Raw genomic sequence first — 17,688 nt, 5'->3', positions numbered from 1 at the left:
GTTATTATTAATTATCGTTGATAAATCATGGTTACATTTATTAGCAAAAATTCAATTTTGGCCTGCTGTAAGACCACAACAACACAACATGGTTGCTATTTGAGTTTCGCTGCAAAGGCTTCTTTACGGCAGTAGATTATAGGTGGTGTCCCTAAATTCTCTACCTTTATGCTGATAACGTGGCTACCTAGAAACACGCAAGAGTCAATGAAACATTATTTCTAAGACTTAATGCATTATTACATCATATTTAGTACATTGTTTAAATCTAACCTTGCCCGTTGACACACCCATAATCTCCGGTTCATAAGAACAACCTCGAATCTAACAAGGTGATTTACACCATGCATGTAGTGTTGGGGGATTAAAAAATGTCTACAATTGTCTTAGACGCAACTGAAATTGAGCAAGCTATTACTGATATGGCCTCAAAATTAATTGCTAATCAGCAAGATGCTCCATGGGCTGTAATTGGTATTAAACGTGGTGGCGAAGCATTAGCACATCGCCTAGCGGCTCATATTGAAAAATTAAGTGGGCAAATACCACCTATCGGGATGGTTGATATAACCTTATATCGTGATGACGGATTTGGCCCACATGATTGGCCGGTAGTAGGCAGTAGCCAAATACCATTTAAAATACCGCAATATACAGTGATTTTAGCAGATGATGTCTTATACACTGGTCGTACTGTTCGTGCTGCTTTTGATGCAATTTTGGATTACGGTAGACCCAAAGCTATTCGATTGGCAGTACTAATTGATCGAGGTTTGCGTGAATTGCCAATAGCTGCTGATGTAGTCGGTAAAATTGCAGCTACCGCCGCTGATGACCACGTTGATGTTACTTTGGGTAAAGTAAGTAATTTAACTGATATTGCAATTATTACTAAACGAGAGGGAATTACACGCCAAAGCGGCAGCTCACGCTATATTTCAGGGAGTCAAAAATGATTGCAGGACAACACCTGCTTGGAATACGTGATCTTACAGTCGACCAAATATACGCCATTTTAGATGCAGCTCGTGGATTCAAAGACATTTCGCGTCGGTTAATAAAAAAAGTTCCGTCTTTACGAGGTCGTAGCATAATGACGGTTTTTTACGAGGCATCCACACGCACGAGAATGAGTTTTGAGTTAGCTGCTAAAAGACTTTCTGCTGACATTTCAAACATTCAAACGGCGGGTTCATCAGTAAAGAAGGGCGAAAGTCTTCTTGATACCATGCAAAACCTCGATGCTATGCAATTGGATGCAGTCATTATACGCCATCATGACTCAGGTGCGCCGCATTATTTAGCAAATCGCCTTAAAGCTCGGGTAATAAATGCAGGTGACGGTCAGCATGAACATCCGACCCAAGCGCTACTTGATATGCTCACCATCCAAGACTATTTTGAAAAATTTGAAGGACTTGAAGTAGCAATAATTGGTGATATCCTACATTCAAGAGTAGCTCGTTCAAATCTTATAGGTCTTCACAAACTTGGTGCTAAGCTACGGGTTTTTGGTCCCAAGACACTAATCCCATTAGGTTTAGCTGAAACATACGGCTGTACTGTTTGCGCAAATTTGGAACAGGCTTTAGACGGTGTGCATGTTGCAATGACTTTGCGCCTACAACGAGAGCGCATGAGTGCGGGTTTATTACCAGATCTACGGGAATATGCAGTTGAATACGGTATAAATTCTAACCGTTTAAAACATATTCGCAAAGAAGGCATTCTTATGCATCCGGGCCCAGTCAATCGCGGAGTTGAACTTGCACCTGATGTTATGGATGGGGAAAGAAGCGTTATTCTTGAGCAAGTAGAAAATGGAGTAGCTGTACGTATGGCAGTTATGTATTTAATTTTAGGAGGCGAAGCGCATGAATGACAACGATTGCGCTGATGAATTTGTTATAATCAGGGGTGGAAGAGTACTTGATCCTGCTTCAAATACTGATGCAGTTTGCGATATTCGCATAGAAAATGGTGTTATTGCAGCTATTGGTAGTGTCCAACAAAATCTAGGTGGTGAAAATTATATACGTGAAATTGATGCCAGCAATAAATGGGTGGTTCCTGGCCTTATAGATATGCATGTACATCTTCGCGAACCCGGAGAAGAATATAAAGAAGATATTGCTACTGGCTCACTGGCGGCGGCAGCTGGTGGTTTTACTACTATCGCTGCAATGCCGAACACTCACCCGGTAGCTGATAACGCTGAAGTTGTTTCTTATGTTGCTCGTCGGGGTTCGGAAGTTGGTTTAGTACGCGTTTTACCTGTTGGTGCAATTAGTATCGGCCTCAATGGCGAGATTATGGCTCCGGTTGGTGAACTAAAACGGGCTGGTGCCGTAGCGCTAAGTGATGATGGTAAGAGTGTAGGAAATGCTCGCTTGATGCGCCATGCACTTGAATACTCGCAAGATTTTGACATGCCGGTGCTTTCGCATGCAGAAGAACATAATTTGTCAAAAGATGGGCATATGAATGAAGGTCCAACTGCTACCCGCCTTGGTCTTCGTGGCATTCCGGCTATTGCTGAAGAAATTGCTATTAATAGAGATATTATGTTAGCGGAATATACAGGCGGGCGATTGCATATTTGTCATGTATCTACTGAGAAATCTGTAGAAATGGTTCGTTTAGCGAAAAAACGAGGGGTAAAAATTACTGCTGAAGCAACCCCGCATCATTTTACATTAAATGAAGAATCTGTTATTAATTATAAAACCAACGCCAAAATGAATCCTCCTTTGCGTAGTGAAAAAGACCGTTTGGCTTTAATTGCAGGGATGGCGGATGGCACTATTGATGTAATTGCAACAGATCATGCACCACACTCAATTATTGAAAAAGATACAACATTTGCAGATGCAGCATTTGGAGTAATTGGTCTACAAACTGCTTTGCCACTATCGTTGAATTTATGGCGTAATGGTAGCTTACCGCTTTTAAAAATATTTGAATTATTAACTTTTGGTCCAGCAAGAGTTTTAGGTATTCCTTATGGTAGACTAACTCAGGGGAGTACGGCTGATATTACTATTATTGATCCGGATGTTAGTTGGAATTTATCAATTAACGACATATTATCTAAAAGCAAAAACTCTCCCTTTATAGGCCATTGTCTTCAAGGAAGAATAGAGGTTACCATGTTGCAAGGGCGTATAAGGTTCAAGAGAAAAGGTGATTAGAAAAAAGGACGTCTCGTTAATGTATCAACATTACTACGAGGAAGTAGCCCGTTTTGCTGCCGAAGGAGAGCTTACTGCTGAATTACAGCTTGCTAAAAAAGAATATATCAAACGAACTGGCGATTTATTTGAAACAGATGCTAGTTTCGAAAGAAGAATTGCAATATTTCTTGAATGGTACATTCTTGATCGAAAAATATCTTTTCGCCCAGAATTAACTCCAGCTGAGCTTTTCATAATGCAATATGGCAAAAGTATGGACGAGAATAATTGTAATAGTTATGCAAGTCTTACAAGAACCGAACTTTCAATTTTCGAAATAATCTCGTTTAAACATGAGAAAATTAAAGTAAAAAATTTATTAACTGGTAAAAAACTTCTTATATTTGAACGTCGTAAACCAGCCGGACTTGAAATTGGTGATATCTTAGAAGCTCGAATAATTCCTTTTGATGATTTGTTTTTATTTAGCGATTGTTATTTTTGTGAACCTCGCGAAGCACGTAAAGAAATTTTGGCAGCAGCAAAAAAATTTCGAAAAACAAAATCTACAGAAAATGATAAAATCGCTTTTGTTCATCAAGTTGAATTTTTAGCTAACCGTAGTGAAAGATATAAACATATTAATGTGCGCAAAATTTTTGCAGAATTAGTTAGCTATAAAGCGGCTTAATTTTTTTTGCTAAGACAAAAATTTCTAAATAAAAAAACAGAAGAGCCTAAACAACAGTCTCAAATCGATATATATGTTTGTCTGATAATATACATTATGTAAACTTTATATATAGAACCGATATAGAAATGTCCGGTTTCCCCCATTTAGAAATGTCCTCTTCTGATCAACGTAATTCAACCAGAAAACACGAATTCGCCGACAATCCCATGAACGAACAAGAAAACCCCAGCACCTAACTCATTGCAACTACCATGTATTTTCGGAGCAACGAAATCGTACCTTTGCTGATCGATTTTACCAGCACTCATGCTTTGCTGACAGTTAGGCACAAACTCTGGATCTAAGAAGTTCTGCTTAAGTTTATTGACTTCGTTTTGAGCCTTTGTATGAAGCTCGGCAAGCTCCTGGTCTGAAAGTTGGTCGTAGGTTTTACCAACTTCTTCAGAAATCAACGCGCCTTCGATTACGCCACGAACCAAATCTGGATTGCCAGCACATGCCTTAAATGCAGTGAATAACGATTGACAAAAGCTATCGCGAGTGACCATCGTTTCATTGGAGTTTGTAAAATGCTTAGACTTTGAACCAGCACTAGCGCAACCGGACAATGCAACTAAACCTAGTATAATGAGCGTACGCAAAGCAAAAACCTCCTAGCAACTACCAATAACCTCTCGTATCCGCTATTTCAATAAAATTATTTATGATGATAACTGATACCGCCAAAACATGATTTGACTTTTGTAATCGGCATAAAAAGCCACTAGGCTTTATTTTGCTTTTCTAAGTTTACTTTAACATCCTTTAAAAACTCTATTATAATAATGCACCTATTATCTCACCGAGGAGTTAACAATACCATGATGATATCTAGAAAATTGAGGTTGTTATCGTTCTTGCTTGCTATTTCAAGTTGTGGGGATACCAAGAATACAACAGATCTTAACCTACCAACTTTTTTCGATCTTAGTGAAGCCCCTGTAAAAATTCAAAACGCCGCTAAAGCAGTGGTTCGTATAGAAACAAAAATAAACTATGGAACTGGCTCATTCATCTCTGACTCTGGCTTATTGCTAACTAATGACCACGTGTTGGGTGGTTCAGTGTGCGCCATTGAGGGTTGTTGGGTAAAATTAAGTTTCAATTATCAAATAGATATGCCATTTCAGCAACCAATATTCGCCTATGCTGTACCTGTATCGGTGGACGCTATCCTCGATATGGCAATAGTGCAAATTTTCGAAAACCCAACTGGACCAAAGCTTAAAACCTCAAATTATTTAGATATTAACTCACGCAATTTAGCATCACTCCTTGGTACTCACGTTACTGTTGTGGGCCATCCTAAAGGCAGATTAAAAAAATGGAGTGATGGTTTTGTATACAATATTTATGGTGATTGGTTTTATAGCACTGGTTATGCATTACCTGGCGATAGTGGATCACCAGTACTTGATGATAACGGAAAAATCGTTGGTTTATTGCACCGTTCGGCTAACTCACTAGATATAATTACAAGTGAAGGTATTAATGTGTTCTTTGTTGGTACTGCGTCAGAATCTCTTCTCAACGCCAGAGACATACCTCAATTATCTTCTTTAATCTCCGTAGCTGAAAGTACAACAAATGATTCAGCGTTAACGAACAATCTGATTTATCTTAATGCTGGGATTTCGACAGTATTAATAGACACCTCATTCGAAAACTTACTGTCACTATTAGCACAAGCTTGCGATATCGCTTTGGCGCACTCCAAATATTTATCAATTGATGAATTTGATATCGCTATAAAACCTTGCAAGAATGCTTTTGCCTGGATTGAGTGCCGTGCCGACGTCGAAACGACACCATATGGTAAAGAATGTCCAACTGATGTTGATGCTTGGCGTTCCCGTTTTATGACAATTGCAAACAACAAAATTACTACTAATAATTTATTTGACCTATATTTCTATACTGATGCGGTCATACGTCTTGAGCAATCTGTAACTGAAGGAAAAGAAGCTGCACGTCAAAACTTAGAGCAAGTATTAGTAATAACCAATCCGACTATAAATTATTTTCTGACCTCTTATTTAGCTTATTATGAGATTAACAGCTACGCTGGGATTGACATTATTGATTACGTGCAAAATTATAAAAATGTTTTACACTATAAACAACAAGCATCTACAATCGCTTTAACAGCCCAATGGCTATATCAACACAGCAAAATTAGTAGCAATGTTTTCTTTTCGCTGCTATCTGATTTACATAAAGACAACCAAGTAAGCGTTGGCGATAAACTTTTTATAGAAGAGTTAGAATATATTTATTAAATTACCATAGGTTTTTTGCAAAAACCATTACTGCTTCAACATTGCTTAGCTTATTTTGGCGTTATTAATCGCTATCGCTACCTGATTTGCAAATAGCTTAAGCAGATCTTTATCTTCTTCATTTGAAATTTCATGCTCAAGATAGACAAATCCAACTCTGCTATCTTTTGTTTTAAGTGGTATAAAAGTGCATAGGTTAGATGACAATAAGACATTGCCCGATATAAAAGCCTCGTTTACAAGATCCATTTCATCGTGTTTAAAATATAATGAAACAGGACCTTTTTGAGAAAAACGTCCTGCTCCTATTTTTACAGTATACCCATATTGCTCATCAGCAATCGCGATGAAGGCGTCTATTTTTTTATAATTGCTATCTTTTATTTCAGAAAGCTGATTGTTCATAAATATTATTGATAAGGTGTTGCTCATTTTTAATAGGTTTATTAAATGGGTTAAAATACTCTGCATTAATTCGTCAAAAGATTGCAATCGATAAAGGTCTGGGGCATTATTAAGAATATAACTTAGTCCTTCCTTACTCTTTTGGGCCAGTTGAATTGTACGTGCCGCTTTGATTCCAATATCAATATAAAACAGAAGTTTGCTCGGCCCCTCGCTTTTATCGAAAAAACCTTGAATGTCTAATTTACGAAGTAGCTCACGTGGAGGATTCTCGCTTGCATATCCCGTTTGGAGAATTACTTGAACGGTCTTATTAAAAGTCCGCAATTCTTTGATAAACTCCTCCCCAGTAAAATTGGGCATATAATAATCAACAAGTATAAGATCGAAATAATTTTTTGTTACAATATCAAGGGCACTAAGACATGAGGCCACAGTGGTAATTGAATAACCCTCACGTTGCAAAAGCATTCGCGTGGCTTCGAGATATTCAAGATTATCATCAATTAAGAGAATGGACGCTATGGATTCGCCAATCTGCTTATACTTCCTTGCCACGCACAGCCTCCTTTGATTCGGTGAATGTGATAGTGAAAGTCGTGCCATTCCCTGGTGTACTATCAACATCAATTTTGCCACCGAAATCGCCAGTAACTATGTTATGCACTAGAGTGAGCCCCAAACCTGTACCCACACCAAAAGGCTTAGTTGTAAACATAGGATCAAATATTTTAGTTATATTTTCGTGACTTATTCCGCATCCATTATCGCTTACGGAAAGTTCAACTTCATTATTTTTTTTCTTCAATTTAATGATTATTTCTTTGCGGCCAGCGCTCGTACAAGCGTCAACAGCATTGTTAACTAGATTAGTAATAATTTGAGAAAGCCGCCCTGGAACACCAAAAAGTTCGACATATTCTGTCTGTGGAGTAAAAACCATCTCACAATTGCCATACTTAAGGGTATGCCCGAGAAGTAATAATGATTCACGAATGACCGAAACCGCATTAAATCTAAAACGGTCTTTTGGTTCAAGATCACGTGTCTGCGACCGCATACCATGCACAAACGCGGCAGCTTTATCGGCAGCACTCTCGGCAAGATCTATGGTATGACGCATATCATTAACAATTCCAAGATGGTCAATTTGGGTAATTTCCGGATCTCTAATCGATGCATCATATTCAGCAATAAGCCGTTTGATGCCAGAAAGAGCGATACGTATTGCAGCAATCGGTGTACTCATTTCATGGGCTATCCCTGCAGTCATTCTCCCTAACGATGCCATCTTTTCAATAATCAGCATCTTCTCTTGGTTTTCTTCGAGGGAGCTATAAGCTTTTTCTAGCTCATGTTGTTTTTGTTCAAGATCATGCAATAAAACTTTTAATTGCTTATCTTTAAGCACCTCATGAATAAGTTGATTGCTAATTAAAGTATTTTTAACCTGCTGATGAATGTTTTCCATTATCTCAATTGGTTCTTCAAATTGGTAAATTATGTAACCAATAATGTCTTCGTAATTAAGAAGTGGTTCAATTACGATGTTATATTTTTCATCAATCACAATCGAATCAGGCAGAAGGTTTTTGCTATCAAATATTATTCCCTCACGATTCCAATAGCGCGAGCCATCAGGCGTATAATTCATGATAAGACGATTTTTTAAATAATTTTCTTCATCAAAACGGCAGACATAAGTACCAACGATTCCAAATTTCGGTAGCTCATTGGCAATACTTTCAAGAGAGTGGTAAAAATCAACAATCAAAGAAGATGAAGCACTGAACAGAAAAAATCGTAAGTCTCGTCGTTTAATGTTCATCCTTTGGCTTGCTTGCATTATGTTGCCTGCATCAATGATAAGGAATCGCGCACGCAGGAAAAAATCTTCAATTACCGGCCATCGCGATACATCTTGGCCAAAGGTGTTACGAGATAATGCTTGCCACAAAGTGAGTATGTTGTGCCAAGCGGTAAGGTTTTCAGTTTTATTACCTATTGATTGCTGAACGATGTTACTAAATGCAAGAAGTGTCTCATCAAATTCACCAGTCTCAACTCCAGCTTTAAATTTAGCCCATAATTCATCTTTCTGATCACTGCAAATAATACTATCGCATATTCCACTAAGTGTGGTTTTTATCGAGTTTATATTGAATATGTTTTCATTAGGAAAAGTGGTTAATTTCTGCACATCAATTACTTGCTGATCATATAATGATATGTATTCTTTAGCTAAGCATCCACATGATTTACGCACCACAATTTCTGATGGATAGCGATGCACCAACTCCATTTTTATTCCATCAAGAAGGTTGATAACAATGTCGATTGCTTTTTCAGCAATAGCACTAATCGGTTGTCGCATTGTCGTAAGCGGAACCGCACTACAAGGAGCTGAATCGCTATCATCAAAACCACAAATTGGTATTTTCTGCGGTACTTTAATTCCGGCTTTTAATAATATTTCTAAAGCGCCAAGTGCCATATCATCATTTGCAGCAATTATTGAATCAAAAGCGACTTTATTTGACAAGAATTCACGCATTACATCCATTGCAATATCATAACGAAAATCAGCATTTTTAATTAGCGCAGGGTCAATTGTATGCCCATGTTCATTCATAGACATTTTAAATAATTCAAGACGCACCTTTGCTTCTTGGTTATTGCTTGGTCCAGACAAGAATAGAGGCTTTTTAACCTTGTGCACATTTAGCATATGCTGCACAAGCGTCTTCATGCTACCTTCATTATCAACCAAAATAGAGGTGAATCCCTCGATCTCAACACCTATACTTACTACTGGTATATTTTTATAACGATTTAAAAACTCGGCAAGTCCTGCAACACCGCAGCTATGTGATATCGATGATGAGAGTACTATTAACCCATCAATTACTTGATCAGATGCAAGGTCAAATATTCTATTCCAGTGACGGTGCAAATCGCTAGGATCGTTAAGCAGGCCACCACAGAATGTAATTAACTGAACACCATTTTTGATTGCTGATTCAGAGAGATCCTTCCACAATGGGAAATTGTAAGGACCTGCTAAATCAAATGTAAGACATCCTATGGTACGCATTTTAAATCTTTTAGACATCGAAAATATTATAGCATATGAGAAAAGACCCTGCATGCTCGGTTATAAAACCCGCTAAATTATGCTTATATTTGCGCTTTTCCCTTTATATTCAGCGAAATAATATCAAGCAGGCAAAATACCCTTGTATTTAGACAAGTTTTGTAGAATATAATTGGTCTATGGATGATATGAATGATATTCGATGTGGTCGTTATTGTGTTTCTAACTTGCAGGCACATTTGGTCTTTGTCACAAAATATAAGCGTGGCGTGCTAAACGAACAAGCTATCAAATATTGCTCACGAATATTTAAAAAAGTTTGTAATGATTTTGAAAGCACTTTGGTTGCCTGTGATGGTGAAGATGACCATGTTCATCTAACTGTCTCTTATCCCCCAAAGATTGCTCTTGCCAAATTAGTAAATAGCTTAAAAGGTGTATCTTCACGTTTATTACGAGGTGATATGCCAAGCATCGAAAAACGGTATTGGAAAGGCGTGCTTTGGTCGCCAAGTTATTTCGCAACATCAAATAGCAACACTGCGCTAGATGAAATTCAGCAATACGTTGAAAACCAACGTGAGGAAAGCATTAACGAGTACTCTACTTAGGGGGTATCCCTAATTAGTTCACCCGCAAAATACCATCCCCCTGGTTTAAATTTTTGTCCTCTTTTGGCTACTGTGTGCTTTAGCTGTTCGAGTCGACTTAGCTGTTCAACTACCGGTGCATTGGGTTCAAAAGCAGCATCGATTGCATAGCGAATAGCTAATTCTTCAATAACCAAATCACGTACTATTGGGGTTGATGTTTGATCACATAAAAAATCGACTAAAACTTCTGGGCAATATTGTTTGCCACAACGCCAGCGCAATTCAGGTTGCATCTTTTGCTGATTTTCAGACCACCATTGTTGCCATTGCTCTGGTTTTTGCGACAAGCGCGTAACATACTCGCCCTCAGATCCATCGTCTTGTTGTTCGTCCGATTCTTTGTGGTTTTGTCGCTCTTCTAATTCTTCATCTAATAACTCATCATCTTCAGTTTCATCGGCAATAAATACTTCTTCTTGTAACCCAGCCCCAGTTATTAAATTTAAAGCCAAACTCGCCATTGCCGCCAAATCTTCATCCGCCAGTGCTTCGATAAGAGGTTTTACTGCTTGTATACAACCTAGTAATCCAAGCGCTATTGTTGTTGCAGGTGACCATTCGTCAATTGGTATGGATAAAATTTCTTTGACGTTATCAAAAGCCCCTGCTAGCCCTATTGCTGTTGCAAGCCATGGCAATTTGTAATCGGGTTTTTGTATTTTCAGCAACAATCGGTTTTTTAGTCTTAAAATACCAATGGCAGCAGCACAACTTATTGCCTCATTATCACTATGATTGGCTCTAACTAATCTCATAAAGGCGCTATTGTCCTGCAATCGGCCAACGGCAAAACAATATCCCGCACTAGGTTGTTCTGGTATTACCAGCGATTCACTTGGTGCAGACCAGCGTCGATGACCATAAATTCTCCATAAGATATCGGTAAGCATTAAATCTTTATCTAAGGCTAATTCATTAAAACGCTGTTTAAATGATACTGGCATATCTATAATTAGCGCATCTTGCACAGCTTGCATGAGCGCATTGCGCGTATCATCGTCATCTATTAATTCATCTAATGTATCATCTTCTTCATCTTCTTCTGTTAAATTATTTGAGGCATTTTGTTCATTAGATAATGGTTTTGGCAAACCATTGATTAAAGGAATTGCAGCCTCATCATTCCAATAATTATCATTAAATGATGCGTGGGTGTCATGTTTTTTAAACAAAACTGCGGGAGAAATACTTGAAATTATGGTACATACCCGGTTGAAATCTTCGCATCTACAATAAATACGTAAGAGTGTATAAACTCTTTCGGGGTCGCTCAAATCACCATTTTCAACAGCGGCTCTTTGTTTTAATAAGGCATCAATATGCGCAAGCATTCGTTTTTCGATATCAGCGACAATTCCCCAACCTAGCGTATAATCTTTAAGTAAAGTTGCTCGCCGTAAGTAAAGAAATGACACCTCATCGATGTGCTCTTCAATTAGTTCACTAGTAAAACGTTTACGACCTTCAATAACTTCAGCTGGTAAATTTGTTTTTGCTTGGCTGCTCATCACATAACGTACTTACAGCATTGTAAGTGAATTTACATCATAAAACATAATCTTCAGGTTGATAAAAATTTATACCAGTAAAGCCCCCTGCTTCAACTGCTTGCTTAACGTTTTCATGAACAATAACAATTGAAAGAAATTCAGCAAGGCGAAACATTAAAGCGCCGTGGATTTTTGATTCATCCAAAATTAATTTATCAATAAATTCTATACTGCCATCATCATCTCTCTGTAGTTCTGATGTTGGATCAATACAGTCAATACGACCAACTATATTGGCCATTTTATAATCTCGAATGATTTTACCAGAACTTTCAAGCAAAACTGCGACATCAAAATATTCGATATTATCAACTCCTGTATTGCTTATGGCTTCGCGAAGTTTGCTGTTAAAAACTAATCCTTTTGTTCCCTTAGCGATTAAATTATCTGTCAGAATATTTTCATCTGCTGGAGATACTTTTATTTCAATTTCAGGGACTTTGGTAGTTATTGGCAAACCACGGTTAAATGATAAACCTAATTGTTTAATTACTTCAGGACGTCCGAATATTTGTGCCTGTGATTCATTTTGTGTTTCTGTCGCGAATATCCAGTACATGCTATTTTCTCCTGAAAATAGTTGCTAATTATGGCATTGGTAAATTTGCATTGGCATATGAATCTTCTCTTTCTTTCTGAGCGTTGCTCCTCAAATACCATCCAGGCACCCAGTTTTCTATATTAGTCATTGTTCGTCTTGCAATATTCTCAAGTTTTTGTTTCAGCACGACCTGTTTATTTTTACTGCAGTAGGTCAACGATTTTTGTTCAAGCTCTTCTAGCAATTCTGACACCCGGTTATTGTAAGCTGGTGGGTGATGACTACGGTGACATTGCAAATCATGTCTGACAATATCAGCTATAAAACATGGTAGACATATACCGTTTTCTTTGTCGTTAACATTGTAGCCTATTAACTTAGCATTATGAGTAAGATCTGAATAATTGCTAAAAAGTTTTACTGATACCGCATGATGCTTTTCTGTCATATACGTGGGAAATGGAAATTGTGTGGCAGACTTTTCAACTCGGTCACGGTTCTTTTTTTTAGACATATTTAGTTCGACTTCGTAGTCTTTCTTTTTTCCGATTGTAATGCCATTTCTTTTGTAGGGCCTTTATCTTTAAAAATTATAAAACCAATTTTTCTGGAAGATAGAAATCGATACCTGTAATGCCTACGTTTTCAATTGCTTGTTTTACCCTATCATGAACAACTACAAGGGGCAGGTATTCAGCAAGCCGAAATATTAACATACCATGTATTTTAGAATGATCGAGAATTAAATGGTCTATAAACCTTATATCTCCCAAATCATCTCTTTGCAGCTCAGAAGCTGGATCAATACAGTCAATACGACCTACTACATTAGCGATTTGATAGCCGGTAATTAGTTTGCCGGTACTTGCGATTTTTACTGAAACAGGAAAATATTCGATATTATCAACGCCTGCTCCACTTATCACATCACTAAGTTTTTGATTAAATACAAGACCAGGCACACCCATCGCAATTAAATTGTCAGTATATATACCTTCATATTCAGGTTCAACTATAATTTCAATATGGGGCACTTCAATTGTTATCGGCAACCCATTATCAAACTCAATATCCAAACGTTCAATAACTTCTGGCTGCCCATGAATACAAGCCTGAGACTCGTTTTGTGCACCTGTTATCCATATCCAATACATTGCAAACTCTCTTTTTAAGATTTTAGTTTGGCATCGGTATGTTAGCTTTTTTGTAAGACTTTTTTCGATCTTCTAACGCTGTACTTCGCACATACCAGCCATTTTTCCAGTTTTCTATATTAGTAATAGCTCTTGATGAAATTAATTCAAGTTCTATTTTAAGGTTAAACTGTCTATTTTTACTACAATATTTTTTTGATGCTTTTTGAAGTTTGCTTAGCATAGGTTTTAACATAGAATCATACTTTGCTGGGTGAGAACCAAAATGACATTGTAAATCATGCCTTACGATATCAGCAATAAAACTTGGCAGGCATATACCATTCTCTTTATCGTTCACATTGTAATCGACTAATTTTGCGTTATAAGCTAAAACACTAAAGTCACTAAACAAATGCACAGAAATAACATGATGTTTCTGTGTCTTATAGGTAGGAAAGGGATAATCAGACACGGCTTTTTTTACTATATCTCGATTGTATTTTGAATCCATGCTTAACACATCGTCATGATAGTGCTTTTCTTTGCGATTTGGGTTATACCCTATTCCGCGAAATTTCCAAGGTTCAAGATCTTCTTTAACCCATTCTTTTTCATAGTCTTTGCCAGACGTAGCTTTACCTTTCTCTACTGAGCCTTTATCTGGATATATTGGGTTAATATCTTTGTCATGTTCACCTTTGCAATCTTTCCATTTACATTTATATTTTTTGGCTTTTTTGCTAGTAAGCTCTTTTATTTTACTTGCAGCTGCGCCGATTATAACTGCAAATCCATCTAAAATATTAGGCATGGCTTATCCCATAATGTTCTTTTTATTATGAAAAAGTGGGTCTCCCATACGGCATACATTTTTACCATCAAATTTTACATCAAATGAGTAAAGCATAAATTCTGCTTTGCCTCTGGTGCTGCTGCTCACTATCCCGCCACCAGCGGTGCCAGCTTCATCACCTGTAGTTGAAGAATAATTTGCACCTTTAACCATGCATTTTTTTCCATCGCACTTTACGGTGGTAGTGGCATCTGCGGTATTAGAAGATTTGCCAATGTTGGGATAAGGGATAGGTATTGGCCCGGCCGGTGACGGTGTCTTGCAGACATCTGGAAACGTTATATTCATTCCGCCACTGCCTTTATGCACAACGCCACGGCTATTTACAAAAACTGTTGATGCCATAATTAATCACCCTCTCTATTATTTACAAAGCAAGCAGCGCCACGCTCGCTTCCGTCAGACGCAGCCCATAGTAAAACTGGGCCCTCAATATCACCTTCTTGCAGACCAGCTGCTGCACAGCCAGCCATTATAGCAGGCAATGCTGCACCCGCATCACCAAAACACTCTGCTGGGTGCTCGATGCGATATTTTTCGTTAATATATTGATGATGACGCATAAAACCTACCCCCCATTCTTTTGAAAATAAATGTTCACCGTTAAACCCGGCAAATACTGTCTGCACTTTTTCGCCTTCGCTGAGCGATGATGTATTTGCGAATAAGTCATCGAAAGCTTGAGACAACCCCTCGCCAAGATATGGCTCGGAGCTAAAAAGATGCCCTGATTCTGAACCGATGCCAATACCAGCAAGTGTTGCTAAAGGTTTATCGGCAAATGCTTTTAATCCGTTTTCTGATGCTAACAACAAAAATGCCGCGCCTTCACCAGGGCGAAAACCATCAAACACATCTGTTGCCAAAATACGTTTTTCTACTATGAGTAAATGTGAAATTAAATAAGGATCAAGATAACTATCAACACCACCAACGATAATAAAATTAGGGCCCTGCGGACTCGCTAAGCGTTGTCGCGCCTCTTTTAATGCTAAGAAAAAACCAGCACGACCATTACAAAACATTTTGCTATTAGCTATATCAATTTCTACCTGTGCTTGTATTGCTAATTCAGCCACAAATGAATCTGCAAGGGGTTTATTTAATTTATTCTTCGGTTTGGCTGGCAGTGCAACAAACACTGGGATTGCAGCGGTATTTTCAACATCGGTGAGTACTTCTTGCAGAGCAGCGCCACCAAGTTGCAAAATACGTTTATGTAAATTGGCTAGTGGCTTCTCGGGACTAATACTTGGTTCAATTGGTAACAAACAATCATCAGGAATCAACCCAGCCAATATTGGCTCTTGATGTTGATCAACCATACTGGATTCTTGCACACACGAAAGCCCTGCCGCCACCGAGGTTGATGTTTGAGCAGCATCAAGACCAACCGGCGTGAACATTCCAATTTTAAGTATTGCTATATTCGTCATTGCTGTTAATTCCTTAAGTCACCGGCTTTTTAGCGAGTGCAATACCAATCCATTCAACCTGCAATACTTTTTTATTACATGGCACTGAGGCCATATAACTTAAAGAAATGCGGTCACTACTGGCTTCAATAAATACTGTTATTAACTTAACCTCAGGCGTAATAGTATTACCCGCGACTAAAAAACTAACTTCAAATTCACAAACTGGAATTAGAAAGCTTTGCTTACCCCTTGGTGACATACCAGTTATATTGACTTTTTCGCCACCTTTTAAACCCTGCTCAATAATTAACTCTGGCGCGGCAACGTTGAAATAGCGCAAATTAAAATCCTTGGGTAAAAATGGTGCGCGTTTTTTCTGCCATTGTTCATCATAGGTACCTGCAAAACCTATACGTGGTTGCCATGTCGGTGCGATAAAAGAAAAACCCACCGGTTCTTGAGCATTTTTTGGATGAACAATATTAGGAACCCCAGCATCGGCAATCTCATCTTTTTTACGTTTACCTAAAAAGCCTTTGCCCACTGGGTTTCGCATTTCAGCTAAATATTTATCATCTTCTGTATTTTGCTTATGATACCCTCCATATGCACGTTCGTAGATTAGCGGCATACGGATAAAAGGTTTTGCAGGCGATATACGCCATTGGTCAAAAGTTTTAATCCACTGTCTATCGCCAATGACCCGAGCCATTTGCCTACGACTTGCAACACTAATGCTTACGTCTAACTCTGATACTTCATTTTCATTTAGTGCGCATGCATCACCACCAACAACAACATCAGTACCTATTTTGCCTAGGCATATTTCAGATGCATATTTAAGGCTCGATTCCCCAGGTTTACACCAAAACTCATCTTCAAGTTTAACAGGTGTTTGTTCTTCTGCAATGCGTACTTTTGGATATAATTCAAAAGTGGCTTTTATGACGGTATAAACTGTATCAATCCCATGCTGATCAGGAAAAAGAAAAAAAGACGCTTCAAAAGGTGTTTCGTTGGTCATCTGCAACATAAGCAGTATTACCCTGTCAATTAATTCTGACCGAGCCCCCTTTAATTTTATTTGTTTTGCTAGCGCGACTGATAACTTCAACGCCTTTGATTATCAATCTACCGTTTTTATTAAGAATAACTGAGCTTTTGCCGCAAGTAAGACGTATTTCTTCACTGCCTTTTAAAGTAATAGTTTTGCCATCGACTACAGCTTGTTCGATTGGCGCATTAACAGCAAGGTCGTTTGAGTTTACGCTTAAGCGTTCGCATATTTCGTATAAGACAATAGGATTTTTAAGCTGTTTTTCAGCAAAATACAGCATTACTGGTACGTTTTCACTAGCACTAAGGCTTAAAGTTGATGCAACACGTGCTTTAGTTGCCATATGCCCAGCATATTTAACCCAAACATTACCCTCTGGGTCGACTTGCACCACTGAGCCTAAAAGCATAACGTGATCTAAGACTTCTTGTGGATTTGAATCTGTATCGCTAGCAACTAATGATTTTTTTGCTGCAAGTTTCACTTTGAATTCTCCAAATCTCTTTAACTAATTTTCATAATTATTACAGACAATTAGCTTTCATCTAATACTCTATTTATCATAGGTAGTTTAGATGAAAAGAGTTAAACCCCTCTATCAAAAGACCTACTGCCAGCTTTGATAATTTGGCTATTTTTTTTAATTGGCTATTAGCAAGCTAAAAGCTTAATGAAGTAAATTTTTAAAAATTGCGTTATAATCTTTTGTTATCTATTTAGTAAGTTCTCAATAAATACTGGCGAAACATGGGTGTCATCTCGAACGTAGTGAGAGATCTTTTTTATGCTTTTAAAT

The 17,688-nt window shown here is 38.0% G+C and carries 18 protein-coding genes; 6 read left to right on the top strand and 12 right to left on the bottom strand.

Translation table 11 applies throughout. The features are described 5' to 3' along the window. Positions 1-371 precede the first annotated feature (371 nt). The 4 genes from pyrR to JW841_08760 are packed head-to-tail and all read left to right on the top strand — an operon-like array spanning position 372 to position 3,864. Positions 372-956: a bifunctional pyr operon transcriptional regulator/uracil phosphoribosyltransferase PyrR gene (gene pyrR, locus JW841_08775; protein MBN1961028.1), complete on the top strand. Its 585-nt coding sequence runs from the start codon at positions 372-374 to the stop codon at positions 954-956. After that, positions 953-1,882 carry an aspartate carbamoyltransferase catalytic subunit gene (locus tag JW841_08770; protein ID MBN1961027.1) on the top strand — a complete coding sequence of 310 codons (930 nt, stop codon included), beginning with the start codon at positions 953-955 and terminating at the stop codon, positions 1,880-1,882. Before pyrR ends, JW841_08770 begins: the two co-directional genes overlap by 4 nt. Continuing rightward, positions 1,875-3,191 carry a dihydroorotase gene (locus tag JW841_08765; protein MBN1961026.1) on the top strand — a complete coding sequence of 439 codons (1,317 nt, stop codon included), beginning with the start codon at positions 1,875-1,877 and terminating at the stop codon, positions 3,189-3,191. Before JW841_08770 ends, JW841_08765 begins: the two co-directional genes overlap by 8 nt. Further along, on the top strand, positions 3,184-3,864 hold the full coding sequence (locus tag JW841_08760; GenBank protein MBN1961025.1) for a hypothetical protein: 681 nt from the start codon (positions 3,184-3,186) through the stop codon (positions 3,862-3,864). Before JW841_08765 ends, JW841_08760 begins: the two co-directional genes overlap by 8 nt. Positions 3,865-4,040: 176 nt before the next feature. Here the strand turns inward: JW841_08760 and JW841_08755 are convergent, their stop codons facing one another. Continuing rightward, positions 4,041-4,508: a hypothetical protein gene (locus JW841_08755; GenBank protein MBN1961024.1), complete on the bottom strand. Its 468-nt coding sequence runs from the start codon at positions 4,506-4,508 to the stop codon at positions 4,041-4,043. Between the two features lie 219 nt (positions 4,509-4,727). Here JW841_08755 and JW841_08750 point away from each other — a divergent pair, with 219 nt between their 5' ends. Further along, positions 4,728-6,185: a trypsin-like peptidase domain-containing protein gene (locus JW841_08750; protein ID MBN1961023.1), complete on the top strand. Its 1,458-nt coding sequence runs from the start codon at positions 4,728-4,730 to the stop codon at positions 6,183-6,185. A gap of 45 nt (positions 6,186-6,230) precedes the next feature. On the opposite strand, the gene JW841_08745 is transcribed toward JW841_08750, so the two are convergent. Both JW841_08745 and JW841_08740 read right to left on the bottom strand, forming a co-directional pair. After that, entirely contained in the window at positions 6,231-7,148 is a 918-nt protein-coding gene (locus tag JW841_08745; protein ID MBN1961022.1) for a DUF3369 domain-containing protein, read from the bottom strand. After that, complete coding sequence (locus tag JW841_08740) at positions 7,132-9,684, bottom strand: substrate-binding domain-containing protein (GenBank protein ID MBN1961021.1); 2,553 nt, start codon at positions 9,682-9,684, stop codon at positions 7,132-7,134. Before JW841_08740 ends, JW841_08745 begins: the two co-directional genes overlap by 17 nt. Before the next feature lie 179 nt (positions 9,685-9,863). Here JW841_08740 and tnpA point away from each other — a divergent pair, with 179 nt between their 5' ends. Beyond that, on the top strand, positions 9,864-10,295 hold the full coding sequence (gene tnpA, locus JW841_08735; protein MBN1961020.1) for an IS200/IS605 family transposase: 432 nt from the start codon (positions 9,864-9,866) through the stop codon (positions 10,293-10,295). Here tnpA and JW841_08730 read toward each other — a convergent pair. The 9 genes from JW841_08730 to JW841_08690 all read right to left on the bottom strand — a co-directional run bounded on the left by JW841_08730 (position 10,292) and on the right by JW841_08690 (position 17,376). After that, positions 10,292-11,848 (bottom strand): hypothetical protein, encoded by a 1,557-nt coding sequence (locus tag JW841_08730; protein MBN1961019.1) that lies wholly within the window; start codon positions 11,846-11,848, stop codon positions 10,292-10,294. The genes tnpA and JW841_08730 overlap by 4 nt on opposite strands. A gap of 34 nt (positions 11,849-11,882) precedes the next feature. After that, positions 11,883-12,446 carry a hypothetical protein gene (locus JW841_08725; protein ID MBN1961018.1) on the bottom strand — a complete coding sequence of 188 codons (564 nt, stop codon included), beginning with the start codon at positions 12,444-12,446 and terminating at the stop codon, positions 11,883-11,885. A gap of 28 nt (positions 12,447-12,474) precedes the next feature. Continuing rightward, positions 12,475-12,942, bottom strand: a complete 468-nt coding sequence (locus JW841_08720; protein ID MBN1961017.1) for an AHH domain-containing protein — start codon at positions 12,940-12,942, stop codon at positions 12,475-12,477. Positions 12,943-13,018: 76 nt separating this feature from the next. Then, positions 13,019-13,582, bottom strand: coding sequence for a hypothetical protein (locus JW841_08715; GenBank protein MBN1961016.1), 564 nt, complete (start codon positions 13,580-13,582; stop codon positions 13,019-13,021). Between the two features lie 22 nt (positions 13,583-13,604). After that, positions 13,605-14,375, bottom strand: coding sequence for an AHH domain-containing protein (locus JW841_08710; protein MBN1961015.1), 771 nt, complete (start codon positions 14,373-14,375; stop codon positions 13,605-13,607). A 3-nt stretch (positions 14,376-14,378) separates the two neighbouring features. Beyond that, complete coding sequence (locus tag JW841_08705) at positions 14,379-14,762, bottom strand: DUF4150 domain-containing protein (GenBank protein MBN1961014.1); 384 nt, start codon at positions 14,760-14,762, stop codon at positions 14,379-14,381. A gap of 2 nt (positions 14,763-14,764) precedes the next feature. Then, entirely contained in the window at positions 14,765-15,853 is a 1,089-nt protein-coding gene (locus JW841_08700; protein MBN1961013.1) for a hypothetical protein, read from the bottom strand. Positions 15,854-15,866: 13 nt separating this feature from the next. Further along, on the bottom strand, positions 15,867-16,868 hold the full coding sequence (locus JW841_08695) for a DUF2169 domain-containing protein (GenBank protein ID MBN1961012.1): 1,002 nt from the start codon (positions 16,866-16,868) through the stop codon (positions 15,867-15,869). A 16-nt stretch (positions 16,869-16,884) separates the two neighbouring features. Beyond that, positions 16,885-17,376, bottom strand: a complete 492-nt coding sequence (locus JW841_08690) for a hypothetical protein (protein MBN1961011.1) — start codon at positions 17,374-17,376, stop codon at positions 16,885-16,887. Positions 17,377-17,688 lie beyond the last annotated feature (312 nt).

The sequence above is a fragment of the Deltaproteobacteria bacterium genome, assembly GCA_016931625.1.
Lineage (GTDB): Bacteria > Myxococcota > XYA12-FULL-58-9 > XYA12-FULL-58-9 > JAFGEK01 > JAFGEK01.
This window is presented reverse-complemented; position numbering and strand designations above follow the sequence as displayed.

Coding starts and splice junctions, on each gene's coding strand:
- pyrR (MBN1961028.1), top strand. CDS start 372: ATGTCTACAATTGTCTTAGACGCAACTGAAATTGAGCAAGCTATTACT.
- JW841_08770 (MBN1961027.1), top strand. CDS start 953: ATGATTGCAGGACAACACCTGCTTGGAATACGTGATCTTACAGTCGAC.
- JW841_08765 (MBN1961026.1), top strand. CDS start 1,875: ATGAATGACAACGATTGCGCTGATGAATTTGTTATAATCAGGGGTGGA.
- JW841_08750 (MBN1961023.1), top strand. CDS start 4,728: ATGATGATATCTAGAAAATTGAGGTTGTTATCGTTCTTGCTTGCTATT.
- JW841_08740 (MBN1961021.1), bottom strand. CDS start 9,684: ATGCGTACCATAGGATGTCTTACATTTGATTTAGCAGGTCCTTACAAT.
- tnpA (MBN1961020.1), top strand. CDS start 9,864: ATGGATGATATGAATGATATTCGATGTGGTCGTTATTGTGTTTCTAAC.
- JW841_08725 (MBN1961018.1), bottom strand. CDS start 12,446: ATGTACTGGATATTCGCGACAGAAACACAAAATGAATCACAGGCACAA.
- JW841_08720 (MBN1961017.1), bottom strand. CDS start 12,942: ATGTCTAAAAAAAAGAACCGTGACCGAGTTGAAAAGTCTGCCACACAA.
- JW841_08715 (MBN1961016.1), bottom strand. CDS start 13,582: ATGTATTGGATATGGATAACAGGTGCACAAAACGAGTCTCAGGCTTGT.
- JW841_08710 (MBN1961015.1), bottom strand. CDS start 14,375: ATGCCTAATATTTTAGATGGATTTGCAGTTATAATCGGCGCAGCTGCA.
- JW841_08705 (MBN1961014.1), bottom strand. CDS start 14,762: ATGGCATCAACAGTTTTTGTAAATAGCCGTGGCGTTGTGCATAAAGGC.
- JW841_08700 (MBN1961013.1), bottom strand. CDS start 15,853: ATGACGAATATAGCAATACTTAAAATTGGAATGTTCACGCCGGTTGGT.
- JW841_08695 (MBN1961012.1), bottom strand. CDS start 16,868: ATGTTGCAGATGACCAACGAAACACCTTTTGAAGCGTCTTTTTTTCTT.